This is a genomic window from Paraburkholderia sp. BR13439 (assembly GCF_040948805.1).
Classification (GTDB): Bacteria; Pseudomonadota; Gammaproteobacteria; order Burkholderiales; family Burkholderiaceae; genus Paraburkholderia; species Paraburkholderia youngii.
On the sequence record NZ_JBFPKN010000020.1, the window covers coordinates 88,500 to 113,722 of the forward strand.

A 25,223-nucleotide genomic window follows, 5' to 3' on the forward strand; every position below is an offset into this window, starting at 1 on the left:
GCCCCCTAATTGGCCCCGGTTCCGTTTCTTCCAGCATTTGCTCGTCCCCAGGCTCCATCGGGGCTACTTCAGGCGCCGCGACGCACGCGGCCCATAGTCATGTCAGCCATAGAAATTCGTAACGTCAAGAAGCGCTACAAGGACTTGCAGGCGCTCAAGGGCGTCAGCCTCACGGTCGAAGAAGGCGAGTTCTTCGGACTGCTCGGTCCGAACGGCGCGGGCAAGACGACGCTCATCAGCATACTCGCGGGTCTCGCCCGCGCCGACGAAGGCAGCATCGCGGTGCGCGGTCACGACGTGGTCGACGATTTCCGCAATGCGCGCCGCGCGCTCGGCGTGGTGCCGCAGGAACTCGTGTTCGATCCGTTCTTCACGGTGCGCGAAACCTTGCGCATCCAGTCGGGCTACTACGGTCTGCGCAATAACGACGCGTGGATCGACGAGATCATGGCCAATCTCGATCTCACCGAAAAAGCCGATGCCAACATGCGCGCGCTGTCGGGCGGCATGAAGCGCCGCGTGCTGGTCGCGCAGGCGCTCGTGCACCGTCCGCCGGTGATCGTGCTCGACGAGCCGACCGCGGGCGTCGACGTCGAACTGCGCCAGACGCTGTGGAAGTTCATCTCGCGTCTGAATCGCGAAGGCCACACGATCGTGCTGACCACACACTACCTTGAAGAAGCCGAATCGCTGTGCGACCGCATCGCGATGCTGCGCCGTGGCGAGGTCGTTGCGCTCGATCGCACCAGCACGCTGCTGCAGCGCTTCGCCGGCATGCAGCTGTTCGTGCGCTTCGCGCACGGCGTGCTGCCTGCCGATCTGCGTCCGCTCGAGGCGGAAAGCGGCGCGGGCAACGGCAATGGCCGCCAGCATCTGCTGCGCCTGACGAGCTACGACGACGTCGAGCGCATCCTCGCGCAATGCCGCGCGGCCGGTTGTACATTCGAAGAAATCGAGGTCCGCAAGGCCGACCTCGAAGACGTATTCGTTCAGGTGATGAACGGTCCAGAAGTGATCGAGGGGCTCGCATGAGCGGCTACAGTGGATTTGGCACGCTGTTTTACAAAGAACTACTGCGTTTCTGGAAGGTATCGTTCCAGACCGTGCTCGCGCCGGTCATCACCGCGCTCCTTTATCTGACCATCTTCGGCCACGCGCTGCGCGGCCACGTCGAGGTCTATCCGGGCGTCGAATACACGAGCTTCCTGATTCCGGGTCTCGTGATGATGAGCGTGCTGCAGAACGCGTTCGCGAACAGTTCTTCCTCGCTGATCCAATCGAAGATCACCGGCAACCTCGTGTTCGTGCTGCTGCCGCCGCTGTCGCACTACGAGATGTTCGCGGCATACGTGCTCGCGGCCGTGGCGCGCGGGCTGTGCGTCGGCTTCGGTGTGTTCATCGTGACAATCTGGTTCGTGCCGCTCGCGTTCACCGCGCCGCTCTACATCATCGTGTTCGCGATGTTCGGCGCGGCGATTCTCGGCACGCTGGGTCTGATCGCCGGCATCTGGGCCGAAAAATTCGACCAGCTCGCCGCGTTCCAGAACTTTCTGATCATGCCGCTCACTTTTCTGTCGGGCGTGTTCTACTCGACGCATACGCTGCCGCCCGGGTGGCGCGAAGTATCGCGGCTCAATCCGTTTTTCTACATGATCGACGGCTTTCGCTATGGCTTTTTCGGCGTGTCGGATATCGACCCGCTGATGAGCCTCGCGATCGTCGCCGGTTTCTTCGTGGTGCTGGCTCTCGTGGCGATGCGCATGCTCGCCACCGGCTACAAGCTGCGCCACTGACGAGGAGCTTCTCTCATGTTGCCGACTCCCGAACAGGTCAAACAGTACATTGCAGCTGGACTCGCGTGCGAGCATCTCGAAGTTGAAGGCGACGGTCAGCATTTCTTTGCGACGATCGTCTCGCCGAGCTTCGAAGGCAAGCGCCTGATCCAACGTCACCAACTCGTGTATGCGGCGCTCGGCGAGCGCATGCGCGAAGAAATCCACGCGCTCAGCATGAAGACGCTGACGCCCGCCGAATGGCAGAACGCGTAATCTGGAAATTTAGTGCGAGTTACTCACGAAGGGCGCGACGCAGCTAGCGGCGCGCCGAACACAGACAAAGCAGGTCCGGGCGCGAACCGGGCCGATCAGGAACCGACAGGCATGGATAAACTCATCATTGAAGGTGGCTACCCGCTCTCCGGTGAAGTTGTCGTCTCGGGTGCGAAGAACGCGGCATTGCCGATCCTGTGCGCGGGTCTGTTGACCGCCGATCCGGTGCATCTAGAGAACGTGCCCGATCTGCAGGACGTGCGCACGATGCTCAAGCTGCTCGGCCAGATGGGCGTGCGTATCGAGGCAGGCGAAGGGCGCGTCGCGCTCGACGCGTCGAAGGTCGACAACCTCGTCGCGCCGTACGAGATGGTGAAGACGATGCGCGCGTCGATCCTCGTGCTCGGTCCGCTCGTCGCGCGCTTCGGTCATGCGCGCGTGTCGCTGCCCGGCGGCTGCGCGATCGGCGCGCGTCCGGTCGATCAGCACATCAAGGGTTTGCAGGCGATGGGCGCCGAGATCACGATCGAGCACGGCTTCATCGAAGCGCGTGCGAAGCGTCTGAAGGGCGCGCGCATCGTCACCGACATGATCACCGTGACCGGTACCGAGAACCTGTTGATGGCGGCGGTGCTCGCGGAAGGCGAAACGATCATCGAGAACGCTGCACGCGAACCCGAAGTGGTCGACCTCGCGCATCTGCTCGTCGCGATGGGCGCGAAGATCGAAGGCATCGGCACGGATCGCCTCGTGATCCAGGGCGTCGACAAGCTGCACGGTGCGAAGCACACGGTCATTCCGGACCGCATCGAAGCGGGTACCTTCCTGTGCGCGGTCGCGGCGGCAGGCGGCGACGTCACGCTGCGCAAGATGCGTCCGCTGCTGCTCGAAGCCGTCACCGAAAAGCTGCGCGAAGCGGGCGTCACGGTCGAGGAAGGCGACGACTGGATGCGCGTGCGCATGGACAAGCGCCCGAGCGCGGTCACGTTCCGCACCTCCGAATACCCGGCGTTCCCGACCGACATGCAGGCGCAGTTCATGGCGCTTAACACGATCGCGGACGGTACGTCGCAGGTCGTCGAGACGATCTTCGAAAACCGCTTCATGCACGTGCAGGAGCTGAACCGCCTCGGTGCGAGCATCACGATCGACGGCAACACCGCGCTCGTGACCGGCGTCGAGAAACTGTCCGGCGCGAAAGTGATGGCCACCGATCTGCGCGCGTCCGCGAGTCTCGTGATCGCCGCGCTGCGCGCCGAGGGCGAGACGCTGATCGACCGTATCTATCACCTCGATCGCGGCTACGACCGCATGGAAGCGAAGCTCAACGCGATCGGTGCGAAGGTGCGCCGCGTATCCGGGAGCCAGGCATGAGTTCGATGCCGCAAACGTCGTCGTCGCCGGCGGTGAGCGCGCCGCTCACGCTCGCGTTGTCGAAAGGGCGTATCTTCGAGGAAACGCTGCCGCTGCTCGCGGCGGCCGGCATCGAAGTCGCCGAAGATCCCGAGAGTTCGCGCAAGCTGATCCTGCCGACCACCGACCCGAACCTGCGCGTGATCATCGTGCGCGCGACCGACGTGCCGACCTATGTCGAGTACGGCGCGGCCGACTTCGGCGTGGCCGGCAAGGACGTGCTGCTCGAGCATGGCGGCAGCGGTCTGTATCAGCCGGTCGACCTGGACATCGCGCGTTGCCGGATGTCGGTCGCGGTCGCGGCGGGTTTCGATTATGCGAACGCGGTGCGCCAGGGCGCGCGTCTGCGCGTCGCGACCAAGTACGTTGAAACCGCACGTGAGCATTTTGCCGCCAAGGGCGTTCACGTCGATCTGATCAAGTTGTACGGTTCAATGGAACTGGCGCCGCTGGTCGGCCTCGCCGACGCGATCGTCGACCTGGTCAGCTCGGGCAATACGCTGCGCGCGAACAATCTCGTCGAGGTGGAGGAGATCATGCAGATTTCGTCGCGCCTCGTGGTGAACCAGGCAGCGCTGAAGCTGAAACGCGCGGCGTTGCGGCCGATTCTCGACGCGTTTGCCAATGCGTCGTCGCAAGCCGGCGCCCCGGCGGCCTGACTGACGATGGCACTCTGATCACGCTGCGACTGAGCGCCTTACCGAAACGGATACCTGTATGTCTATCAAGATTCGCAAACTCGATTCCACCGCTCGCGATTTCAACAGGTCGCTGCATGCGGTGCTCGCGTTCGAGGCGAGCGAAGACGAGGCCATCGAGCGCTCGGTCGCGCAGATTCTGAACGACGTGAAGGCGCGCGGCGACGAGGCAGTGCTCGAGTACACGAAGCGCTTCGATCGCATCGATGCGAAAAGCGTGGCCGAGCTCGAGCTGCCGATGGCGGAGCTCGAAGCGGCGCTCGAAAGTCTCGAGCCGAAGCAGCGTGCGTCGCTGGAAGCGGCGGCGGCGCGCGTGCGCGGCTACCACGAGAAGCAGAAGATCGAGTGCGGCAGCCATAGCTGGCAGTACACCGAAGCCGACGGCACCGTGCTCGGCCAGAAGGTCACGCCGCTCGATCGCGCGGGCATCTACGTGCCGGGCGGCAAGGCGGCGTATCCGTCGTCGGTGCTGATGAACGCGATTCCGGCGCGGGTGGCCGGCGTGCGCGAAATCGTGATGGTCGTGCCGACGCCGGACGGTGTGAAGAATCCGCTCGTGCTCGCGGCGGCACTGTTGGGCGGCGTCGATCGCGTGTTCACGATCGGCGGCGCGCAGGCGGTGGGCGCGCTCGCGTACGGAACGCAAACCGTGCCCGCGGTCGACAAGATCTGCGGCCCCGGCAACGCGTATGTCGCGTCGGCGAAGCGTCGCGTGTTCGGCACGGTCGGCATCGACATGATCGCCGGGCCGTCGGAAATTCTCGTGCTGTGCGACGGCACCACCGATCCGCGCTGGGTCGCGATGGACCTGTTCTCGCAGGCCGAGCACGACGAGCTCGCGCAGTCGATCCTGCTGTGCCCGGACGACGCGTTCATCGCGCGTGTGCAGGAAGCGATCGACGAACTGCTGCCCACGATGCCGCGCCACGAGGTAATCCGCACGTCGCTCGAAAACCGCGGCGCGCTGATCAAGGTGCGCGACATGGCCGAGGCCTGCGCGATCGCCAACGACATCGCGCCGGAGCACCTCGAAATTTCGGCGCTGGAGCCGCATCAGTGGGCGCAGCAAATCCGCCACGCGGGTGCGATCTTCCTTGGCCGCTACACCAGCGAGAGCCTCGGCGACTACTGCGCGGGCCCGAACCACGTGCTGCCGACGTCGCGTACCGCACGGTTCTCGTCGCCTCTCGGTGTTTATGATTTCTTCAAGCGTTCGAGCCTGATCGAGGTCAGCGCGGAGGGCGCGCAGACGCTCGGCGAGATCGCCGCCGAACTTGCATATGGCGAAGGTCTGCAAGCGCACGCACGCAGCGCCGAATTCCGGATGCGGCAGAACAACAACGAACGCGGCTGAGACGGAAGCGGCGAGGGCGGAGGCTGCCGCGCGAGCGACGCATCGAGCACCCGCCCCGTTCAATAACGACGACAGAGACCAACCCGAACGCCCTGCACCGACGACGCCGACATGGCGGTCTTCGCCCGGCCCGGCCCCGAAGCTATGACGACACCTCAAGACATCATCCGCAGCGACGTGCTCGCAATGACGAGCTATCCGGTTCCGGACGCCACCGGTTTCATCAAGCTCGACGCGATGGAAAACCCGTTCCCGCTGCCGCCGGAACTTGCCGCCCATCTCGGCGAGCGTCTGGCCGGCGTCGCGTTGAACCGGTATCCGGCGCCGCGTCCCGAGCAACTGATCGAGCGCATCCGTCACGTGATGGGCGTGCCGGCGGGCTGCGACGTGCTGCTTGGCAATGGCTCGGACGAAATCATCAGCATTATGTCGGTCGCGTGCGCGAAGCCGGGCGCGAAGGTGCTCGCGCCGGTGCCGGGCTTCGTCATGTATCAGATGTCGGCCAAGCTGGCGCATCTCGAATTCGTCGGCGTGCCGCTGAAAGCCGATTTCACGCTCGATACCGACGCGATGCTCGCGGCGATCGCCGAGCACGAACCGGCGCTGATCTATCTCGCGTATCCGAACAACCCGACCGGCACGCTGTTCGATGACGCCGCAATCGAGCGCATCATCGCCGCGGCGGGCAAGAGCCTCGTCGTGATCGACGAGGCGTATCAGCCGTTCGCGCAGAAGAGCTGGCTGCCGCGCGCCGACCAGTTCGACAACGTCGTCGTGATGCGCACGGTGTCGAAGCTGGGCCTCGCCGGGATCCGCCTCGGTTATCTGGTCGGCAAGCCCGCGTGGCTGACCGAATTCGACAAGGTGCGCCCGCCGTACAACACCAACGTGCTGACGCAGGCCGCCGCCGATTTCCTGCTCGACCACATCGGCGTGCTCGACGCGCAGGCCGCGCAATTGCGCGACGAACGCGAGAAGCTCGCGCAGGCGGTGGCCGCGCTGCCGGACGCCCAAGTGTTCGCCAGCGCGGGCAACTTCCTGCTCGTGAGGGTGCCCGATGCGTCGGTACTGTTCGAAACCCTGCTAACGGCGCGTATTCTGATCAAAAACGTGAGTAAAATGCACCCATTGCTGGACAACTGCGTGCGTTTGACCGTCGGTTCGCCGAACGAGAACGCGCAGTTGCTCGCCGGCCTGAAACTTGTGTTGCGGTAATCCGCCGCATCGAGCGGCGGCACCGAGCCGCTGCATTGAACGGCTGCACTGAGCAGCCCGCCATTAGTCCACCCCACATTACTAGCGCTTTTAAGCCAGATTCGAGGAATTGCCATGCGCCTTGCGGAAGTCGTTCGCAACACCAGCGAAACGCAGATCCGTGTGAAGATCAACCTGGACGGCACCGGCCAGCAGAAGCTGGCCACCGGTGTGCCGTTCCTGGACCACATGCTCGACCAGATCGCCCGCCACGGGCTGTTCGACCTCGAGATCGAAGCGCGTGGCGACCTGCATATCGACGACCACCACACGGTCGAAGACACCGGTATCACGCTCGGCCAGGCCGTCGCGAAGGCGATCGGCGATCGCAAGGGCATCCGCCGTTACGGTCATTCCTATGTGCCGCTCGACGAAGCGCTGTCGCGCGTCGTGATCGATTTTTCCGGCCGTCCGGGCCTCGAATTCCACGTGCCGTTCACGCGCGCGCGCATCGGCACGTTCGATGTCGACCTGTCGATCGAATTCTTCCGCGGCTTCGTGAACCATGCCGGCGTGACGCTGCATGTCGACAATCTGCGCGGCATCAACGCTCACCACCAGCTCGAAACGGTGTTCAAGGCGTTCGGGCGCGCGCTGCGCATGGCCGTCGAACTCGACGAGCGTGCGGCCGGACAGATTCCGTCGACCAAGGGCAGTCTCTGACCGAACGGCCGTAGCAGGCTTTAACACAGGGTTTCACCGCCCCCAACGTATTCAGGCCACTCACCTTCACGCGACTCATCGGGCAGGACCGCATTTGCCGGCACGTCGTTCGACGCCGCGCGGCGGCATCGATGGATCGAGGGCAGAGCGGCCCAACTTGAAATGAAAACTTCGATAGCGATTGTGGATTACGGAATGGGCAACCTGCGCTCGGTTGCCCAGGCACTGCGCAAAGCGGCGCCGGAAGCGGACGTGGCGATCGTCGATCGTCCGGAAGCGATCCGTGCGGCCGACCGCGTGGTGCTGCCCGGCCAGGGCGCGATGCCCGACTGCATGCGCAGTCTCGGCGCGTCCGGTTTGCAGGAAGCGGTCGTCGAGGCGTCGCGCAGCAAGCCGCTGATGGGCGTGTGCGTCGGCGAGCAGATGCTGTTCGACTGGAGCGCAGAGGGCGACACGCCGGGGCTGGGTCTGTTGCCCGGCAAGGTGGTGCGCTTCGAGCTCGAAGGCCGCCTGCAGGACGACGGCTCGCGCTTCAAGGTCCCGCAGATGGGCTGGAACCGCGTGCGTCAGGCGCAGCCGCATCCGCTGTGGGACGGCGTCGCCGACAACGCGTTCTTCTACTTCGTGCACAGCTACTACGTGGTGCCGGACAACCCGACGCACACGTCGGGCGAGACGGTCTACGGCGTGCCCTTTACCTCGGCTGTAGCGCGGGATAACATTTTCGCCACCCAGTTTCACCCCGAAAAGAGCGCCGAGGCGGGTTTGCGCGTGTATCGCAACTTCGTGCACTGGAACCCGTGAACACCTTTCTTTATCCCGTTGCCGCGCGTGTGTCGCGCGGTGCCGCGGTCCCGCATCCGACCGGCGCCCCACTGGAGCGCCGAAAGAGTTGTACTAAACTAGCGAGACGGTATTGCGGCGGGCTGATCCGCCAGCCGCTGCCGCCGACCTTCAATCCACTCCCAGATAACACCCGATTGCTATGCTGCTGATTCCCGCCATCGACCTGAAAGATGGTCAGTGTGTACGCCTCAAACAGGGCGATATGGACCAGGCGACGATTTTCTCCGAGGAACCGGCGGCAATGGCCCGACATTGGGTCGACCGCGGCGCGCGTCGTCTGCATCTCGTCGATCTGAATGGCGCGTTCGCCGGCAAGCCCAAGAACGGCGATGCAATCCGGGCGATCATCGACGAAGTGGGCGGTGAGATTCCGGTTCAGCTCGGCGGTGGCATCCGCGACCTGAACACGATCGAGCGCTATCTGGACGACGGTTTGTCGTACGTGATCATCGGCACCGCGGCGGTGAAGAACCCCGGCTTCCTGCAGGACGCGTGCACCGCGTTCGGCGGCCACATCATCGTCGGTCTCGACGCGAAAGACGGCAAGGTCGCCACCGACGGCTGGAGCAAGCTGACCGGTCACGAAGTGGCCGACCTCGCGCGCAAGTTCGAGGACTACGGCTGCGAGTCGATCATCTACACCGACATCGGCCGCGACGGCATGCTGCAAGGCATCAACATTGAAGCGACGGTGCGCCTTGCGCGCGCGGTCAAGATTCCGGTGATCGCGAGCGGCGGTCTGTCGAACCTCGCGGACATCGAATCGCTGTGCGAAGTCGAAGGCGAGGGCATCGAAGGCGTGATCTGCGGCCGCGCGATCTATTCGGGCGACCTCGACTTCGCGGCCGCGCAGACACTCGCGGACAAGCTGCGCGAAGCGGACGACGCTTAAGCGCGGCGTCGGCCGCGCTTGCCGGGAAGCTTGCGCCGTGTGCCGGCGTGGCACTCACCTCGGCTTGCGGCACTCGCTCGACCGATGGCTTGCCGGGTAGCGCGCTTCGCACGATCACGCAACCGGAACCTCGGCGGCCTGCGGCCAGCACTTCACTCGCGGCGCGACGCAACCGCTCGCGCCGGCACCGTGCCGCTTGCCCGCAAGCGAGCGGCCTCATCAGCGGTATTGGCAGAATTGCACGATCATGGCTCTAGCTAAACGCATCATCCCTTGTCTCGACGTCACTGCGGGCCGCGTGGTCAAGGGGGTCAACTTCGTCGAACTGCGCGACGCGGGCGACCCGGTCGAAATCGCGCGCCGTTACGACGATCAGGGCGCCGACGAACTGACGTTCCTCGATATCACCGCGACCTCGGATCAGCGCGACCTGATCCTGCCGATCATCGAGGCAGTCGCCTCGCAGGTGTTCATTCCGCTGACGGTCGGCGGCGGCGTGCGCGCGGTCGAAGACGTGCGGCGCCTGCTGAACGCGGGCGCGGACAAGATCAGCATGAACTCGTCGGCGGTCGCGAATCCGCAGCTCGTGAAGGACGCGACCGACAAATACGGCTCGCAGTGCATCGTCGTCGCGATCGACGCGAAGCGCGTCTCTGCCGACGGCGAAACGCCGCGCTGGGAAGTGTTCACGCACGGCGGACGCAAGTCCACCGGTCTCGACGCGGTGGAATGGGCGCGCAAGATGGCCGAGCTCGGCGCGGGCGAAATCCTGCTGACCAGCATGGATCGCGACGGCACCAAGAGCGGCTTCGACCTTGCGCTGACGCGCGCGGTGTCGGACGCGGTGCCGGTTTCTGTGATCGCCTCGGGCGGCGTCGGCAATCTGCAGCATCTCGCCGACGGCATCAAAAGCGGTCACGCGGACGCGGTGCTGGCCGCGAGCATCTTCCACTATGGCGAACACACGGTCGGCGAGGCCAAGCGCTTCATGGCCGACCAGGGCATTTCGGTGAGGTTGTGACGTGACGAATCCTTCGGCAGTGAACTGGCTCGACAAGGTCAAGTGGGACGCGAACGGCCTCGTGCCGGTGATCGCGCAGGAAGCGTCGACGAACGACGTGCTGATGTTCGCGTGGATGAACCGCGAGGCTCTCGCGAAGACAGTCGAGACCGGCCGCGCGGTATATTTCTCGCGCTCGCGCCAGCGCCTGTGGTTCAAGGGCGAAGAGTCGGGGCACGTGCAGCATGTGCACGAAGTGCGGCTCGATTGCGACGAAGACGTCGTGCTGCTGAAAGTCGAGCAGGTGTCGGGCATCGCTTGTCACACCGGCCGCCACTCGTGCTTTTTCCAGAAATTCGAAGGCTCGGTGGACGACGGCGACTGGCAGGCCGTCGATCCCGTGCTGAAAGACCCCGAACACATCTACAAATGACGCAATCCACGCAAAACCCGTCGCCCGCTGAGGCTTCCACGCTCGACACGCTGTTGCGCCTCGCGGCGGTGATCGATGGCCGCAAGGGCGGCGATCCAGACACCTCGTACGTCTCGCGTCTGTTCCACAAGGGCGACGACGCGATTCTGAAGAAGATCGGCGAAGAAGCCACCGAAGTCGTGCTGGCCGCAAAGGACGCGCGCCACGGCGGCGTGCCGAAGGCGCTGGTCGGCGAGGTCGCGGACCTGTGGTTCCACTGCCTCGTGATGTTGTCGCATTTCAATCTGAGCCCCGCCGACGTGATCGCCGAACTCGAGCGTCGCGAAGGCCTGTCGGGCATCGAGGAAAAAGCGCTGCGCAAGAGCCGCGAGCGTGAGGAAAACGGCGACTGAGCAGCCGGAGCGGAAATCTGGCATTTCCGCTTGAAGTCGCGCGCGCTGGCACCTATATAGCGGTAACCGCACCTTCGTGAGGACGCAAGCATGGAACAGCCGCAAGGAAGCTATCCGCCGCCGGTCTACCGCCACGCGATGGAACCTGAGCGGGAGCGCAGCCTGCGCACGCTCACGCACGTGCTGTACGCGCTGTATGCGGTTCATTGGCTGACCGGTGGGCTCACCATTCTGGTCGCGATCATCATCAACTACGTGAAACGGGCCGACGTGGCCGGCACGCCATACGAAGCGCACTTCGAATGGCAGATTCGCACGTTCTGGATGGGTGTCGTCGGTTATGCGATCGGCGCGTTGCTGTTGGTCGTCGTGATCGGCATCCCGGTGCTGTGGGCGGTCAGCATATGGATGTTGTACCGTATTATCAAAGGCTGGCTGTATCTGTACGATAACAAGCCATTCGCGAATCCGGCTGGCTGGGTCTGAACGCTAGCCGGTCCGCACGCGCGGACCGGCATTCGGGTCGAACCTCGTCGCGTGCGGCTTCGCTCGCCTAAGTCATACCGCGTCAGGAATACGATGAGTCACGATCCGAACTGTCTTTTCTGCAAGATCGCCGCTGGCGAAATCCCCTCGACCAGAGTCCACGAAGACGACGAGTTCGTCGCCTTCCGCGACATCCGTCCGGCGGCCGAAACGCATGTGCTGGTGATTCCTCGCAAGCACATTGCAACGCTGTCAAACTGCACGGAAAGCGACGCGCCTCTGCTTGGTAGAATGCTTGTCCTGGCCGCTCGACTGGCGGAGCAATTGGGGGTCGCGTACAGCGGCGGCGAAACGGGCTTTCGCACGGTAATCAATACCGGTCCGGGCGGTGGTCAGGAGGTGTATCACCTGCACGCGCATATTCTCGCGGGACCGCGCCCCTGGCATCGCATGGGCTGAGCGGGCGCATGGGTCATGCGCGCCACTTGGCGAGAGCACACCGCCGCGAGTTTTGGTCGAGGACAATAGCGCCGCCGTTATTTTTACCGCTGTGTAATACCGTCGACGCGATCGCCTGACCACAATGACGGCGGTTCAGACTGCGGCGCAGTTTACGAGCGAGGTGGTGCGACCTGCGGTAACGTAGAGATAGAGGCAAACGAAGCGCGTGCGCTTCAGGTTAGGCAAATTTGCCGCATCCAGATGCGGCGTCGGGGTTAAGGAGAGTAGTCATGGGTTCGTTGAGTATTTGGCATTGGTTGATCGTTCTGTTGATCGTCGCGCTCGTGTTCGGCACGAAGAAGCTGCGCAACATCGGCAGCGATCTGGGCGGCGCGGTGAAGGGCTTCAAGGAAGGCATGAAGGAAGCCGAATCGCCGTCGGCCGACGCGCAACAGCAGCAGCGCGAGTTGCCGCGCAACGGCGCGGTGGACGTCGAAGCGAAAGAAAAGACGCAGCAATCGGGCGATTACCGCTAAGCCGCGGCGTTTGCGCCGTTCCCGCGTTTCTGACGGACATTTCACTTCATGCTGGACCTCGGTCTAACCAAGATGGCGCTGATCGGCGTCGTCGCGCTGGTCGTCCTCGGGCCTGAGCGCCTGCCGCGTGTCGCCCGCACGGCCGGCGCGCTGTTCGGCCGCGCCCAGCGGTACGTCAACGACGTGAAGGCCGAAGTCACGCGCGAAATCGAGCTCGACGAACTGCGGCGCATGAAGACCGAGTTCGAGAAGGCCGCGAGCAACGTCGAAACGGCGGTTCAGGACAATCTGCGCAAGCACGAGAATGAACTGAACGAGGCATGGAAGAGCGGTACGTCGGTGTCGCCGAGTATCGCCGGTGGCGCGCTCGAAGACGCCGGCAGCGGCGTCAGCGGCAGCACCGGTGTCACCTCGTGGCCGGTCAGTACACCGGCCGCCGCGCCCAAACGCAAGAGCTGGCGCGTCCAGCAAAGCGCCACCCCCACCTGGTACAAGCGAGCGAGCTTGCGCCGCACGCGCGTGCAGTCGGGCGCCGCGCGCGTTGCGCGGCACACACCTGCCAACCTGCGTCGTCCGACGCGGTTTTTCTGATGTTCAGATCGACAATCCCTAACCGAGGGCCGGTGTGAGCGACCCCCAGCAATCCCAGAACGAAGGCGCCGAAGAGACCTTCATTTCCCACCTCGTCGAACTGCGTGACCGCATCATCCGTGCGGGGCTCGCCGTCATCGTCGTGTTTATCGGGCTCGTGTACTGGGCGCCGGACATCTTCAAACTGCTCGCGCGGCCGCTGATGATGAATCTGCCGAAGGACGGCAAGATGATCGTCACCGACGTCACCGGCTCGTTCTTCGTGCCGATGAAGGTGACGATGCTGGTCGCTTTCGTGATCGCGCTGCCGGTCGTGCTGTACCAGATCTGGGCGTTCGTCGCGCCGGGACTCTATCAGCACGAGAAAAAGCTGGTCGCACCGCTGGTGGCGAGCAGCTATACGCTGTTCCTGTGCGGCATGGCGTTCGCGTATTTCGTCGTGTTTCCGACCATCTTCCGCGTGATGGCGCACTACAACGCGCCGCTCGGCGCGGAAATGACAACCGATATCGACAATTACCTGAGCTTCGTGCTCACGATGTTCATCGCGTTCGGTGTCACGTTCGAGGTGCCGATCGTCGTCGTCCTGTTGGTGCGGATGAACGTGGTGACCCTGAAGAAGCTGAAGGAGATCCGGCCGTATGTGATCGTCGGCGCGTTCGTGGTGTCGGCCGTCGTGACGCCGCCGGACGTGTTTTCGCAGCTGATCCTCGCGGTTCCGCTGATTCTGCTGTACGAAGCCGGCATCGTCGCGGCGCGGTTGATCGTCGGCAAGCAGCCGGTGGTCGTCGAGGATGCGAGTCCGCCGCCGTCTAATTGAGGTGCCGGGAGTCGGTGCCAGGCGTCACATGAAAAGGGCAGTCCATCACGGACTGCCCTTTTTCGTTGCGTTAGTCGCGGCCCTGACTTCAACCACCTTCGTCATCCGGCTGATCGCCGCCGTTTTCGTCTTCCGGCTGTTTCGGCGGCGGCGGGCGTTTGCCGATCATGACGTCGAGATCGATCTGATGGCCTTTGCGTACCAGATGCACTTTTGCCGCCGTGCCCGGCTTGATCTGCGCGATCACGTTCAACAGGCGCGTGGTATCGGTGATCACCTGGCCGTTCACGCTCGTCAGGATGTCGCCGGGCTTGATGCCCGCGCGGTCGGCCGGACCGCTCTTCAGCACCCCGGCGACGATCGCGCCCGACTTCTGATCGAGCCCGAACGACTCGGCGATTTCCGGCGTCACGTCCTGCGGTTCGACACCGATCCAACCGCGCGTGACTGTACCGGTCGTGATGATGCTCTCGAGCACGCTGCGCGCGGTCGACACCGGAATCGCGAAGCCGATGCCGAGCGAGCCGCCCGAGCGCGAGTAGATCGCGGTGTTGATGCCGAGCAGATTGCCGTTCACGTCGACGAGCGCACCGCCCGAGTTGCCGGGGTTGATCGGGGCGTCGGTCTGGATGAAGTTTTCGAACGTATTGATGCCAAGGTGGTTGCGGCCCAGTGCGCTGACGATGCCCATCGTCACGGTCTGCCCGACGCCGAACGGATTGCCGATCGCGAGCACGACGTCGCCGACGCGGGTCTGGTCCATCCGGCCGAGCGTGATGGTGGGCAGATTGCTCATGTTGACCTTGAGCACCGCCAGATCGGTCTCGGGGTCGATGCCGATGACCTTCGCGCTGGCGGTGCGGCCGTCGGCGAGCGCGACTTCGATCTGATCGGCGCCGTCGACGACGTGCTGGTTCGTTAGAATGTAACCTTCCGAACTCACTATCACGCCTGAGCCGAGATTCGAGGCAGGCTGCTCCTGCTGCTTGCGATTGTTCCTGTCGCCGAAGAAGTAGCGGAACAGCGGATCTTTGGCGCGCGGGTCGGGCGGCAGCGAGCCATCCTTGCTGGAGAACACGTTGACGACCGCGGGCATGGCCTTTTGCGCCGCTTCGGCATAGGACGTTTCGGCATGCCCTTTGCTGATGCCCGGCGCCACTTCCCGCAGCGCCACGATCGGTTCGGCGAGTTGTCTGCCGAATTGTCCTTGACGCTGCAGCCACTGCGGTTTGAGGGTCGCAATGATGAACATCAGCGCCAACAGCACCGTCACCGCTTGGGCAAATAACAGCCAAAAGCGTCTAAGCATCTGAAGACAAGAGGTCTATATGGATCGGATTGAACTTGAATTGTACTTGAACAATCTCCTTGAAACCGCGCGCTTCAAGGACTATTGCCCGAACGGACTGCAGGTCGAAGGGCGCCGCCGGATCAACAAACTCGCGACCGGTGTGACCGCGTCGGTGGCCTTCCTGGAGGCCGCGCTCGACTGGGGCGCGGACGCCGTGCTGGTCCATCACGGCTACTTCTGGCGCAACGAGGCGCCGCAGATCACCGGCCGCAAGCACGCTCGACTGAAGCTGCTGCTCGCCAACGACCTGAACCTGTTCGCCTACCACCTGCCGCTCGACGATCATCCCGAATTCGGTAACAACGCGCAGATCGGCGAGAAGATGGGCTGGATCAGCGACGCGCGTTTCGGCGACAACGACCTCGGCTGGCTCGCCACGTTGCCAATGCCGATCTCGCTTTCGCACCTGAGCGCGGAAATCGAGCAAACGCTGGGCCGCACGCCGCTCGTGTTCGGCGATCCCGATATGCAGCTGCGCCGCGTCGGCTGGTGCACGGGCGCCGCGCAAGGGATGTTCGACGCGGCGATCAACGCGGGCGTCGACGTCTACGTGACCGGCGAAGTATCGGAGTCGGTGATGCATACGGCGGCGGAAAGCGGCGTCGCCTTTCTTGCGGCCGGCCACCACGCGACAGAACGTTTCGGCGTGCAGGCGGTAGGCAAGCATTTGTCCGAATCGTTCGATATCGAACACCTGTTTATCGACATTCCGAATCCCGTTTGAATTGCGAATTGCATTAACGAAGAAAAAGGCGCGAATACCGTAGAAGGCGCTTAAAAGGAGGTACTAAAAAGTTTGCGATCGGTACGGACAAACCCTGAGTTATCAAGGGCTTCGCACGGTTTTTGGCAATCGGCCCTTGTAAATGGCGACTCCATTCGAGCAAACTAGCGGCGGTAGAAGCGACGTGAAGGAAAAATCCAACTCAGAAGTGGGGCGTGTGATGCGAGACAAAGAAGAGGAACGCGTCGATGGCAGCCGCCGTAACTGGCTGGTAGCGACGACCGTAGCAGGCGGCATAGGAGGTGTTGCCGTTGTCGTACCCTTTGTTAGTTCGTTTGCACCATCCGAAAAGGCCAAGGCTGCAGGTGCCCCGGTCGAAGTCGATATCAGTGGTCTGAAGCCCGGCGACATGATGACGGTCGCCTGGCGTGGCAAGCCGGTGTGGATCATCAACCGCACCGACCGCATGCTCGGCGATGTTCAAAAAGCCGATAGCCAGGTGGCGGACCCCCACACGCAGAATCCCTTCTCGATGCCGCTGCCGGACTACTGCAACAACGAATTCCGTTCACGCGCCGAGAACAAGCATCTGCTGGTTGCCGTCGCCGTCTGCACGCATCTGGGCTGCACGCCGACGCCGCGCTTCCAGGAAGGCCCGCAGCCCAATCTGCCCGACGACTGGCCGGGCGGCTTCCTGTGCCCGTGCCACGGCTCGACCTACGACATGGCCGGCCGCGTCTTCAAGAACAAACCCGCCCCGCAGAACCTCGACATCCCGCGCTTCATGTTCACGTCGGCGACGGCCCTTGTGATCGGGAAGGACGAAAAAGGAGAAGCGTAATGGCGAGCGAACACGAAGTAGAGACGACCGGGCTGGCTGGTTGGATCGACCAGCGCTTCCCGATGACTGCCGCGTGGAAGAAGCACGTTTCCGAGTACTACGCGCCGAAGAACTTCAACTTCTGGTACTTCTTCGGTTCGCTTGCATTGCTGGTGCTGGTCAACCAGATCGTCACCGGCATTTGGCTGACGATGAACTACAAGCCCGATGCGACGCTTGCGTTCGCGTCGGTCGAGTACATCATGCGCGAGGTGCCGTGGGGTTGGCTGATCCGCTACATGCACTCGACGGGTGCGTCGATGTTCTTCGTCGTCGTGTATCTGCACATGTTTCGCGGGCTTTTGTATGGCTCGTACCGCAAGCCGCGCGAGCTCGTGTGGATTTTCGGCTGTCTGATCTTCCTGTGCCTGATGGCCGAGGCGTTCTTCGGCTACCTGCTGCCGTGGGGCCAGATGTCGTTCTGGGGCGCGCAGGTGATCGTGAACCTGTTCTCAGCGATTCCGTTCATCGGGCCGGATCTGTCGCTGTGGATTCGCGGCGACTATGTCGTGTCCGACGTCACGCTGAACCGCTTCTTCGCGTTCCACGTGATCGCGATTCCGCTGGTCCTGGTCGGCCTCGTGATCGCGCACCTCGTCGCGCTGCACGAAGTCGGCTCGAACAACCCGGACGGCATCGAAATCAAGGCGAAGAAGGGGCCGGATGGCGTGCCGCTGGACGGCATTCCGTTCCACCCGTACTACTCGGTGCACGACTTCATGGGCGTGGCGATCTTCCTGCTGATTTTCGCGGCCATCATCTTCTTCGGGCCGGAAATGGGCGGGTACTTCCTTGAAGCCAACAACTTCGTTCCGGCGAATCCGCTGCAGACGCCGCCGGAAATTGCGCCAGTTTGGTACTTCACCGCTTTTTATGCGATGCTGCGCGCCACCACCGATCCATTCAAGATCGTGCTCATGATCGTCATTGCGCTACTGGGGCTGCTCGCGCTCGTGCGCGCGCGGGGCAAGTGGAAGATCGGGCTACCAGTGCTCGCGGTGCTGGTGATCGTCGCGATGGTGTTCACCGAATCGAAATTCTGGGGCGTCGTCGTGATGGGCAGCGCGGTTATTTCGCTGTTCTTCCTGCCGTGGCTGGACCGCTCGCCGGTCAGGTCGATTCGCTACCGGCCGTTTTTCCACAAGGTTTTCTTCGGGATCTTCGTGATCGCGTTCCTGACGCTCGGCTTCCTCGGCACGCGGCCGCCATCGCCCGCCGCAACGCTGATCGCCCAGATCTGCGCGCTGGTGTACTTCGCGTTTTTCCTCGGCATGCCCTTCTGGACGCGGCTTGGCAAGTTCAAGCAGCCGCCGGAACGGGTGCGGTTCAAGCCTCACTAATCGCGAGCCAGGAGATCACGAAGATGAAAAAACTGCTTTCGATGTGCGTGCTGGTCGGCGCGACCGTGCTTGCGATGTTGGCCGCTCCGGTCCACGCGGACGAGAATTTCCCGCTCAATCGCGCGCCGGACAACACGAACAATTTCGCTTCTTTGCAGCGCGGCGCGCAATTGTTTGTAAACTACTGCCTGAATTGCCACAGCGCGAACCTGATGCGCTACAACCGCCTGACCGATCTCGGCATCACGCCGAACGAAGTCCAGGCGAATCTGCTGTTCACCGCCGACAAGGTCGGCAACACGATGACCGTGGCGATGCGCCCGGACGACGCGAAATCGTGGTTCGGGGCGACGCCGCCGGATTTGTCGGTGGAGGCGCGGGCGCGCGGCACGGACTGGCTGTACACGTATCTGCGTAGTTTTTACCGCGACGATACGCGGCCGACTGGCTGGAACAATCTGGTGTACGAAAACGTGAGCATGCCTCACGTGCTGTGGCAGCTTCAGGGGCAGCGGGCGGCGAAATTCGGTGATGAAACCGACGAAAAAACCGGCGAAAAGGTACACAAATTCCGCGGTTTCCAGCAACTCACTCCGGGGACGATGTCGCCGGTAGATTATGATTCTGCTGTGGCCGACCTCGTGTCGTACCTGTCATGGATGTCCGAACCGACGCAGCAAACCCGCAAGCAACTTGGCGTGTGGGTGGTGTTGTTCCTCGGTATCCTGAGCTTTTTCGCCTGGCGACTGAACGCCGCGTACTGGAAACATATCAAATAATCACGCCGTTACACGGCGTGGGGCCGGCGCCAGGAAAGACCTGCTGAACGGTTTTTCCGTGCGCTGGCCCTTCAGCTTTTTGAGGAAACGTAAACATGATGGTTCTGTATTCTGGCACTACTTGCCCGTTCTCCCAGCGTTGCCGGCTGGTGTTGTTCGAAAAGGGCATGGACTTCGAGATCCGCGACGTCGACCTGTTCAACAAGCCGGAAGACATCGCCGTGATGAATCCGTACGGTCAGGTGCCAATTCTCGTCGAACGGGACCTGATTCTGTACGAATCGAACATCATCAACGAGTACATCGACGAGCGCTTCCCGCACCCGCAGCTGATGCCGGCCGATCCGGTGCAACGCGCGCGTGCCCGCCTGTTCCTGCTCAACTTCGAGAAAGAGCTGTTCGTCCACGTCGGCACGCTCGAAAACGAGAAGGGCAAGGCAGCGGAGAAGAATCACGAGAAGGCGCGCCTCGCGATCCGCGATCGCCTGACGCAACTCGCGCCGATCTTCCTGAAGAACAAGTACATGCTCGGCGAAGAGTTCTCGATGCTCGACGTCGCGATCGCACCGTTGCTGTGGCGCCTCGACCACTACGGTATCGAGCTGTCGAAGAACGCCGCGCCGCTGATGAAGTACGCCGAGCGCATTTTCAGCCGCCCGGCTTATATCGAAGCGCTGACGCCGTCGGAAAAGGTGATGCGTCGTTGAGTTTGGCTTTGGTGTGCGGGCGCCGCATTGCTTCGATGCGCGCCCGCGCCCGCAAGAGGACTGTTGATGCAAGAGATTTCCACGAAGCCTTATCTGCTGCGCGCGCTTTATGAGTGGTGCACGGATAACGGCTACACACCGCACATCGCGGTCCGCGTCGACAATCAGACGCGCGTGCCGCGTCAGTTCGTGCGAGACAACGAGATCGTGTTGAACATCAGCTTCGAGGCGACCAGCCAGTTGCAGATGGGCAACGAGTGGATCGAGTTCAACGCGCGCTTTTCCGGCAAGTCGCACAAGATCGAAGTGCCGGTCGCCAATATTCTGGCGATCTACGCGCGCGAGAACGGCCAAGGTATGGCGTTCCCGGTCGAATCGGCGGGCGGCGAGGCTCAGGATTCGGGCGCGGATGCCGCGGACGAAGCGGACACCCCGGCGGCGCCGCGCGCCGTCGAAACAGCGCCGGTCGACCCGGCCGCGGCCAGCGACGCCGACGACAAGCCGCAACCCGACGACGATGGCTCGAAAGGTGGCGGAAGGGCTCGCCTTAAGATCGTGAAATGAAGTAGAATCACGGCCTCATGCCGGCTTAGCTCATCAGGTAGAGCGCTTGACTTGTAATCATGAGGTGGCGGGTTCGAGTCCTGCAGCCGGCACCAGATTGCCTTATCAGCAGTAACTGGAAATTCTTGAAAACCCCGTCGAAGCACGCGCTTCGGCGGGGTTTTTCTTTTTTCGGCAGTCGAGTCGCCGAGCTAGACCGATTTGACCTCGCCGCCGTCCATCCGCAGCGTCGAGCCTGTCCAGCGTGCTGCGTGCTGCCGGCGATCTGACGAAAGCCATCGGCTCCGCGATTTCCTCGGGTCTGCCATAGCGTGAGATGCCCGTAGCGGCATCCGGCTCAGACAGGTCAAGATCGATGACGAGAACGGGTCGTTCTTGCCCCGCACCGCCGGCAGAGGCGATCGGTAGGTGCGGAAGTACTCGTGAAACGCCGGGTACAGCGCGACGTTGTGGCGACGGTCGCGGAACAGATCGAGCTGGACCTCGTCCGCGCCGGGGGACGCAGGTAGAAGTCGTCGAGCGAGCAGCCGTCCGGCAGGACCGATGCCGTGTCCGGCACGCCATGCGTGTATTGCCACACGGTCGTCTCGTATGCGAGCAGTGTGCTCAACGCTTCGCGGTTGGCTGGCGACGCGTCCAGCCAGGCGGCACATGGTGCCGGGACCAATGTTCGTGGTCAACACGAACGACATTACGCTGAACAACGCGGTAGATCGCGGATATCACTTACAACTCGGTGCTGACCTTGTGATCGGGCGACGGCGCCGACGGAACGTCGGTTCCATTCGTGCTGGCGTCGGCGCTTTTTGCTGTAACCAACACGGGTCACCACGAGCGCCGTCGGACTTCGACGGTGCTGTTTTCGTCTTTAGCCCATGCCGGAAAGACGTTGGATGCGGTGTGAGGTGAGCCGCTGGATAGCTCAGAAATCCCGATATCTCCTTCACCTTGTCCATATTAGACTTTTTAATCTGTAATCGGCGGGCCTAAATGCAGCGCGGGCCAAGGTGCACCGTTCGATGGCTCAAAGTTCACGCTATCTCCTTCACCTTGTCGATCGTGGACTTTTTAGTATTTAATCGCCGAACTGCGGCTGCATCGCCGTTTGAGGTGAGTCATTGGATGGCGCAAAAAATCACAATATCTCTTTCACCTTGTCGATCGTAGACTTTTTGGTCTGCAATTGACCCGCTAAAGTGCGCCCATGCCTTGAGGTGCGCCGCCTGACGGCTCAAAAATCACGATAACTATTTCACCTTGTCGATTATGGACTTTATTGTCTACATTTGGCGCGTCTAAACTTATCTGATCATCGTCACCAATCCATGCGGCGCCGCGAAGCCGCACGGCGGCGGTACGGTACTATTCGGGCGTCGCCCGGGATGGCGGGCAGCCGCCAGACGTTCCGGTCCGCTGCCGCGGTCCACGTCGCCAGCGACGTCACATCGACTCCATTGCACCATGACCAGCCCCGCAACTCTCACCTGGCCCGAAGCCGACGGCCCGCGCGCCGCACGCTGGCGCTCCGAAGCGGCCGTGCCGCCGCCGAAGCGCGTCGTCGTCGCCGACGACCGCACTACCGCCGATTCGGCCTACCGCCTCGCCTGCGAAGGCACCGCGCTGTTGTGGCACGGCGACTTCCAGAACGCGCGCCAACTGTTGCAGGCGGTCACGCGCCGACTCGAACGCAAGGCGCGCAAGCAGGGAGCGACACCGCTCGACGCGTTCAACCTGCATCGGCAGGCGCAGTCGCAGCGCGCCCGCACGCTCGGCATGATTCTGATTCCGCTCGATGCCGACTACGGCATTTCCCTGCGCCGCGCGCCCGACGTGCGGCAGGCCTGCACCGAAGCGTACGGACCGGCGACCGGCGAGGCGTCGGAGGTGTCGTTGCGCGAGTTGCTCGGTTTGATCGGCGCGCACGAATGGCGCAAGAAGGGTGTCGAGATCGCGGCGCTCGGCGAGCGCATTCATCCGCATTACGGCGTGTTCTCACCGGTGCGTGGCGAGTACGTCGATCTGGTCGCGCGCGCCGCGCTGCCGTCGCTGGATCTCGCGTTCGATATCGGCACCGGCACTGGCGTGCTGGCCGCGCTGCTGGCCAAACGCGGCGTGCGCAAGATCGTCGCCACGGATCAGGATGAGCGCGCGCTGGCGTGTGCGCGTGAAAATCTCGCACGCCTGGGCTACGCCCGGCAGGTCGAGATCGTGCAGGCCGATCTGTTTCCGGACGGTCGGGCGCCGCTCGTCGTCTGCAATCCGCCGTGGGTGCCGGCGCGGCCCGCGTCGCCGCTCGAATACGCGGTCTATGATCCTGACAGCCGCATGCTGCTCGGCTTCCTGAACGGCCTCGCCGATCATCTGACGCCGGGCGGCGAAGGCTGGCTGATCATTTCGGATTTCGCTGAGCATCTCGGGTTGCGCACGCGCGCATGGCTGCTGGCGGCGATCGAGCACGCGGGGCTCAGTGTGGTGGGACGCGAGGACATTCGTCCACGGCATCCGAAGGCCAGTGATCAGAACGATCCGCTGTTTGTTGCGCGAGCGGCCGAGATCACGTCGTTGTGGCGGCTCAAGGTGCGGTGACGGCGAGTGCGTGCGTCACGCCGATGCGCGGCGCGCTTCGAGATACGCGCATGCGCCCCGGCCGGCCACGAGCCCGCTGGCAAAACAGGCCGTCAGCAGATAACCGCCGGTCGGTGCTTCCCAGTCGAGCATTTCGCCGGCGCAGAATGCGCCGGGCATCCGGTCGATCATCAAATGTGCGTCCAGCGCCTCGAACGGGATGCCGCCCGCCGTGCTGATCGCTTCGTCGATCGGTCGCGCGCCCAGCAGTCGCAACGGCAGCGCCTTGATCGCGTGGGCGAGACCGCGCGCATCGGCGAATGCTTCTTTCGACAGAATCTCGTGCAACAGCGCCAGCTTGACCCCGCCGATGCCAATCCGCCCATGCAGATGACTCGCAATCGAGCGTGAGCCGCGCGGCCGCGTCACTTCCTCGATGACCCGCTCGAGCGGCAAGCCTGGCGCGAGATCCAGCGCGATGGTGAGCTCGCCGTCGGCCAGAATCCGCTCGCGGATCGGCGCCGACAGCGCGTAAATCAGACTCCCTTCGAGGCCTGTTTCGGTCAGAAGTATTTCACCTTGTCGATTGTGGACTTTTCCGTCTACATCGGTGAAGGAAATCGCGATCGTCTTGATCGGCTGTCCAGCGAAACGCTCGCGCAGATACGGGCTCCAGTCCGCGTCGAAGCCGCAGTTCGCGGGGCGCAACGGCATCACCGGCACGCCGCGCGACATCATCAGCGGCACCCACGCGGCGTCGGAGCCGAGCCGCGGCCAACTGCCGCCGCCGAGCGCGAACACGACCGCGTCGCAGCTCACCGTCTGCTCACCGTCGGGCGTGGCGAAGCGCAGCGCGTGCGCAGCGTTGTCTTCGGAGAGTGAGACCCAGCCGTTCCACTTGTGACGCATGTGGAACTGCACGCCCGCTTCGCGCAGTCGATGCAGCCACGCGCGCAGCATCGGCGCGGCCTTCATGTCAGACGGAAACACGCGCCCCGAACTGCCGACGAACGTCTCGACACCCAATTCGCGCAACCAGGCGCGAAGCGCGTCGGGACCGAACGCGTCGAGCAGCGGCGCGATGCGCTCGCGGCGCGCGCCGTAGCGGTCGAGAAACGGCTCCAGCGCTTCCGAATGCGTGATGTTCATGCCGCCTTTGCCCGCCATCAGGAATTTGCGGCCGACCGACGGCATCGCGTCATGTACGTGGACTTGCACGCCGCGCCGGGCAAGCGTCTCGGCGGCCATCAGGCCGGCGGGGCCGCCGCCGATTACGGCGACGCGGGCGGAATCGAGCGAGGAGGGCATGCGGTTCGGCGGATCTGCGGGGAAAAAGGGCGCTGCGCCGCCAGCGACCGAACGGACGGGCGGCGCGAAGGGCGTTATTGTCACACCGCGCGCGGCGCGCGGCAAACGCCGTCGAACGCGGTCGAACTGCGTTCACCGCTTGGCTCGCGCCGCACGCGACCTATACTTTTCACACATCTTCCTCGATCGACTGGTTCAAGGAGATTGTCATGACCCGCAAATACATCGACTGCCGCGAATTTCCGAGCGAAATGAACTGCACCGTCGCGATGTCCGCCGACAGCGACAGCGAACTGCTCGAAGCCGCGGTCCAGCATGCCGTCAGCGTTCACAAGCACGCGGATTCGCCGGAGCTGCGCGCGCAGCTGAAGACCCTATTTCATGAGGGAACGCCGCCCGCAGAGGCGCCGCGCGCTTGAGATACCCGTGCAAGGGGAGTGTGGAAGCCCGCGTCGCGAGCGGCATCTAGCCGCCCGCGCGCGGTCGTGTTGCAGCAGTCTTTTGGTCACACGCGAAACGCGATACCAAGCCATCCTAACCAACATGCTGACGCGCTAACCCGGATAAGCCTCATCGACCTTCAGCCCGGCGAGCTTGAAGATCACCCGCAACGTCTGCGGCTTGATGTCGCGTCGCGACGCGAGCGTCGTCATCACGAAGTCGAGCACCTTGGCGTACTTGAGCATCGTCAGGCAAGTTTCGAGGTCGACGTTGCCGTCGCGCATGACCTCGGCGAGCCGCAGCATTTCCGTGGAGATATCGCGAGCCATCTCCAGTTCGAGTTGCTGTTTCTCCGACCATGCCGGCGCGGTGGTGAGCTTCGCAAGCATTTCCTGAAACTTCTGTTCGACATTTCCGTTGGGTACCGTATCCATTGCCGCCTCTTCGGTGATCTTCCGAGCGCGCGACCGGTAGCAAAGCCGGCCGCTGCTGGTTACGTAACGTTCGGCCCGCGTTGCGGGACCGCTCTCCCCACATGCATCCGGTTCGCGTGTCCGGTCGCACGGCCGGACAGCCGCCTGTTTTCGGCGACACGGCTTGTACCCGCGGGCTCAGCCGGCGCGCAAGCTGTTTTCAGCCATTCTCGAGACACTTCCGCGCAGCGCCTGTCGAGCAGGAAGTGTTCCCAGCAGAGCAC

Annotated in this window: 29 protein-coding genes, 1 tRNA gene and 1 pseudogene; 27 read left to right on the top strand and 4 right to left on the bottom strand. The window is 63.3% G+C overall.

The features are described 5' to 3' along the window. Nucleotides 1-99 precede the first annotated feature (99 nt). The 18 genes from AB3X96_RS31610 to tatC all read left to right on the top strand — a co-directional run bounded on the left by AB3X96_RS31610 (nt 100) and on the right by tatC (nt 13,867). Nucleotides 100-1,032, top strand: coding sequence for an ABC transporter ATP-binding protein (locus tag AB3X96_RS31610; RefSeq protein WP_013090703.1), 933 nt, complete (start codon nt 100-102; stop codon nt 1,030-1,032). Then, on the top strand, nt 1,029-1,793 hold the full coding sequence (locus AB3X96_RS31615) for an ABC transporter permease (RefSeq protein WP_368592750.1): 765 nt from the start codon (nt 1,029-1,031) through the stop codon (nt 1,791-1,793). Before AB3X96_RS31610 ends, AB3X96_RS31615 begins: the two co-directional genes overlap by 4 nt. Nucleotides 1,794-1,808: 15 nt before the next feature. After that, nucleotides 1,809-2,048: a BolA family protein gene (locus tag AB3X96_RS31620; RefSeq protein ID WP_013090701.1), complete on the top strand. Its 240-nt coding sequence runs from the start codon at nt 1,809-1,811 to the stop codon at nt 2,046-2,048. Nucleotides 2,049-2,159: 111 nt separating this feature from the next. After that, nucleotides 2,160-3,422, top strand: a complete 1,263-nt coding sequence (murA, locus tag AB3X96_RS31625) for a UDP-N-acetylglucosamine 1-carboxyvinyltransferase (protein WP_176124278.1) — start codon at nt 2,160-2,162, stop codon at nt 3,420-3,422. Further along, a complete protein-coding gene (gene hisG / locus AB3X96_RS31630; protein ID WP_368592751.1) occupies nt 3,419-4,120 on the top strand; it encodes an ATP phosphoribosyltransferase in 702 nt (233 codons plus the stop codon). The genes murA and hisG overlap by 4 nt, the downstream gene beginning before the upstream one ends. Before the next feature lie 58 nt (nt 4,121-4,178). After that, nucleotides 4,179-5,513, top strand: a complete 1,335-nt coding sequence (gene hisD / locus AB3X96_RS31635) for a histidinol dehydrogenase (RefSeq protein WP_368592752.1) — start codon at nt 4,179-4,181, stop codon at nt 5,511-5,513. A gap of 144 nt (nt 5,514-5,657) precedes the next feature. Further along, nucleotides 5,658-6,728 carry a histidinol-phosphate transaminase gene (gene hisC, locus AB3X96_RS31640; protein WP_368592753.1) on the top strand — a complete coding sequence of 357 codons (1,071 nt, stop codon included), beginning with the start codon at nt 5,658-5,660 and terminating at the stop codon, nt 6,726-6,728. A gap of 114 nt (nt 6,729-6,842) precedes the next feature. Beyond that, nucleotides 6,843-7,430, top strand: coding sequence for an imidazoleglycerol-phosphate dehydratase HisB (gene hisB / locus AB3X96_RS31645; RefSeq protein ID WP_368592754.1), 588 nt, complete (start codon nt 6,843-6,845; stop codon nt 7,428-7,430). 162 nt (nt 7,431-7,592) lie between these two features. Then, nucleotides 7,593-8,234, top strand: a complete 642-nt coding sequence (gene hisH / locus AB3X96_RS31650; protein ID WP_176110144.1) for an imidazole glycerol phosphate synthase subunit HisH — start codon at nt 7,593-7,595, stop codon at nt 8,232-8,234. A gap of 181 nt (nt 8,235-8,415) precedes the next feature. Continuing rightward, a complete protein-coding gene (hisA, locus tag AB3X96_RS31655; RefSeq protein ID WP_169500003.1) occupies nt 8,416-9,168 on the top strand; it encodes a 1-(5-phosphoribosyl)-5-[(5-phosphoribosylamino)methylideneamino]imidazole-4-carboxamide isomerase in 753 nt (250 codons plus the stop codon). 247 nt (nt 9,169-9,415) lie between these two features. Continuing rightward, nucleotides 9,416-10,189, top strand: a complete 774-nt coding sequence (gene hisF / locus AB3X96_RS31660; RefSeq protein ID WP_176110145.1) for an imidazole glycerol phosphate synthase subunit HisF — start codon at nt 9,416-9,418, stop codon at nt 10,187-10,189. Nucleotide 10,190: 1 nt separating this feature from the next. Continuing rightward, nucleotides 10,191-10,601: a phosphoribosyl-AMP cyclohydrolase gene (gene hisI / locus AB3X96_RS31665; protein ID WP_090802086.1), complete on the top strand. Its 411-nt coding sequence runs from the start codon at nt 10,191-10,193 to the stop codon at nt 10,599-10,601. Then, a complete protein-coding gene (locus AB3X96_RS31670; protein WP_176110146.1) occupies nt 10,598-10,993 on the top strand; it encodes a phosphoribosyl-ATP diphosphatase in 396 nt (131 codons plus the stop codon). The genes hisI and AB3X96_RS31670 overlap by 4 nt, the downstream gene beginning before the upstream one ends. A gap of 90 nt (nt 10,994-11,083) precedes the next feature. Continuing rightward, nucleotides 11,084-11,479: a DUF4870 family protein gene (locus AB3X96_RS31675; protein ID WP_368592755.1), complete on the top strand. Its 396-nt coding sequence runs from the start codon at nt 11,084-11,086 to the stop codon at nt 11,477-11,479. Nucleotides 11,480-11,572: 93 nt separating this feature from the next. Then, complete coding sequence (locus tag AB3X96_RS31680; RefSeq protein ID WP_013090689.1) at nt 11,573-11,938, top strand: histidine triad nucleotide-binding protein; 366 nt, start codon at nt 11,573-11,575, stop codon at nt 11,936-11,938. A 272-nt stretch (nt 11,939-12,210) separates the two neighbouring features. Next, nucleotides 12,211-12,456, top strand: coding sequence for a Sec-independent protein translocase subunit TatA (gene tatA, locus AB3X96_RS31685; protein ID WP_176110148.1), 246 nt, complete (start codon nt 12,211-12,213; stop codon nt 12,454-12,456). Nucleotides 12,457-12,504: 48 nt separating this feature from the next. Next, nucleotides 12,505-13,047 carry a Sec-independent protein translocase protein TatB gene (gene tatB / locus AB3X96_RS31690; protein WP_368592756.1) on the top strand — a complete coding sequence of 181 codons (543 nt, stop codon included), beginning with the start codon at nt 12,505-12,507 and terminating at the stop codon, nt 13,045-13,047. Between the two features lie 34 nt (nt 13,048-13,081). Continuing rightward, nucleotides 13,082-13,867: a twin-arginine translocase subunit TatC gene (tatC, locus tag AB3X96_RS31695; RefSeq protein ID WP_176124285.1), complete on the top strand. Its 786-nt coding sequence runs from the start codon at nt 13,082-13,084 to the stop codon at nt 13,865-13,867. An 88-nt stretch (nt 13,868-13,955) separates the two neighbouring features. Here tatC and AB3X96_RS31700 read toward each other — a convergent pair whose 3' ends face one another. Next, nucleotides 13,956-15,176, bottom strand: a complete 1,221-nt coding sequence (locus tag AB3X96_RS31700; RefSeq protein ID WP_176110151.1) for a Do family serine endopeptidase — start codon at nt 15,174-15,176, stop codon at nt 13,956-13,958. Between the two features lie 19 nt (nt 15,177-15,195). Here AB3X96_RS31700 and AB3X96_RS31705 point away from each other — a divergent pair, with 19 nt between their 5' ends. From AB3X96_RS31705 to AB3X96_RS31735, 7 genes are all read left to right on the top strand, one after another. Beyond that, nucleotides 15,196-15,942 (top strand): Nif3-like dinuclear metal center hexameric protein, encoded by a 747-nt coding sequence (locus tag AB3X96_RS31705; protein ID WP_176124286.1) that lies wholly within the window; start codon nt 15,196-15,198, stop codon nt 15,940-15,942. 220 nt (nt 15,943-16,162) lie between these two features. Next, the gene (gene petA, locus AB3X96_RS31710) at nt 16,163-16,783 is read left to right on the top strand and encodes a ubiquinol-cytochrome c reductase iron-sulfur subunit (RefSeq protein ID WP_368592794.1); all 621 of its coding nucleotides are present in this window, start codon (nt 16,163-16,165) and stop codon (nt 16,781-16,783) included. Further along, nucleotides 16,783-18,162: a cytochrome bc complex cytochrome b subunit gene (locus AB3X96_RS31715; protein WP_368592757.1), complete on the top strand. Its 1,380-nt coding sequence runs from the start codon at nt 16,783-16,785 to the stop codon at nt 18,160-18,162. Before petA ends, AB3X96_RS31715 begins: the two co-directional genes overlap by 1 nt. 23 nt (nt 18,163-18,185) lie before the next feature. Continuing rightward, nucleotides 18,186-18,941, top strand: a complete 756-nt coding sequence (locus tag AB3X96_RS31720) for a cytochrome c1 (RefSeq protein WP_368592758.1) — start codon at nt 18,186-18,188, stop codon at nt 18,939-18,941. Between the two features lie 95 nt (nt 18,942-19,036). Then, entirely contained in the window at nt 19,037-19,648 is a 612-nt protein-coding gene (locus AB3X96_RS31725) for a glutathione S-transferase N-terminal domain-containing protein (RefSeq protein ID WP_006052302.1), read from the top strand. Between the two features lie 66 nt (nt 19,649-19,714). Next, the gene (locus tag AB3X96_RS31730) at nt 19,715-20,212 is read left to right on the top strand and encodes a ClpXP protease specificity-enhancing factor (protein WP_176381136.1); all 498 of its coding nucleotides are present in this window, start codon (nt 19,715-19,717) and stop codon (nt 20,210-20,212) included. Nucleotides 20,213-20,231: 19 nt separating this feature from the next. Continuing rightward, nucleotides 20,232-20,307: transfer RNA gene (locus AB3X96_RS31735), tRNA-Thr, on the top strand. Nucleotides 20,308-20,574: 267 nt separating this feature from the next. Here AB3X96_RS31735 and AB3X96_RS31740 read toward each other — a convergent pair. Beyond that, a pseudogene (locus AB3X96_RS31740) lies at nt 20,575-20,861 on the bottom strand (alpha/beta hydrolase); the annotation flags it as partial. An 812-nt stretch (nt 20,862-21,673) separates the two neighbouring features. Here AB3X96_RS31740 and AB3X96_RS31745 point away from each other — a divergent pair. Next, nucleotides 21,674-22,798, top strand: coding sequence for a methyltransferase (locus AB3X96_RS31745; RefSeq protein ID WP_368592759.1), 1,125 nt, complete (start codon nt 21,674-21,676; stop codon nt 22,796-22,798). Between the two features lie 15 nt (nt 22,799-22,813). Here the strand turns inward: AB3X96_RS31745 and AB3X96_RS31750 are convergent, their stop codons facing one another. Further along, complete coding sequence (locus AB3X96_RS31750; protein ID WP_368592760.1) at nt 22,814-24,085, bottom strand: TIGR03862 family flavoprotein; 1,272 nt, start codon at nt 24,083-24,085, stop codon at nt 22,814-22,816. A 209-nt stretch (nt 24,086-24,294) separates the two neighbouring features. Between AB3X96_RS31750 and AB3X96_RS31755 the strand changes: the two genes are divergently transcribed. Next, nucleotides 24,295-24,504, top strand: a complete 210-nt coding sequence (locus AB3X96_RS31755; RefSeq protein WP_176124292.1) for a DUF1059 domain-containing protein — start codon at nt 24,295-24,297, stop codon at nt 24,502-24,504. A 135-nt stretch (nt 24,505-24,639) separates the two neighbouring features. Here AB3X96_RS31755 and AB3X96_RS31760 read toward each other — a convergent pair whose 3' ends face one another. Continuing rightward, nucleotides 24,640-24,960: a hypothetical protein gene (locus AB3X96_RS31760; protein WP_013090673.1), complete on the bottom strand. Its 321-nt coding sequence runs from the start codon at nt 24,958-24,960 to the stop codon at nt 24,640-24,642. Nucleotides 24,961-25,223 lie beyond the last annotated feature (263 nt).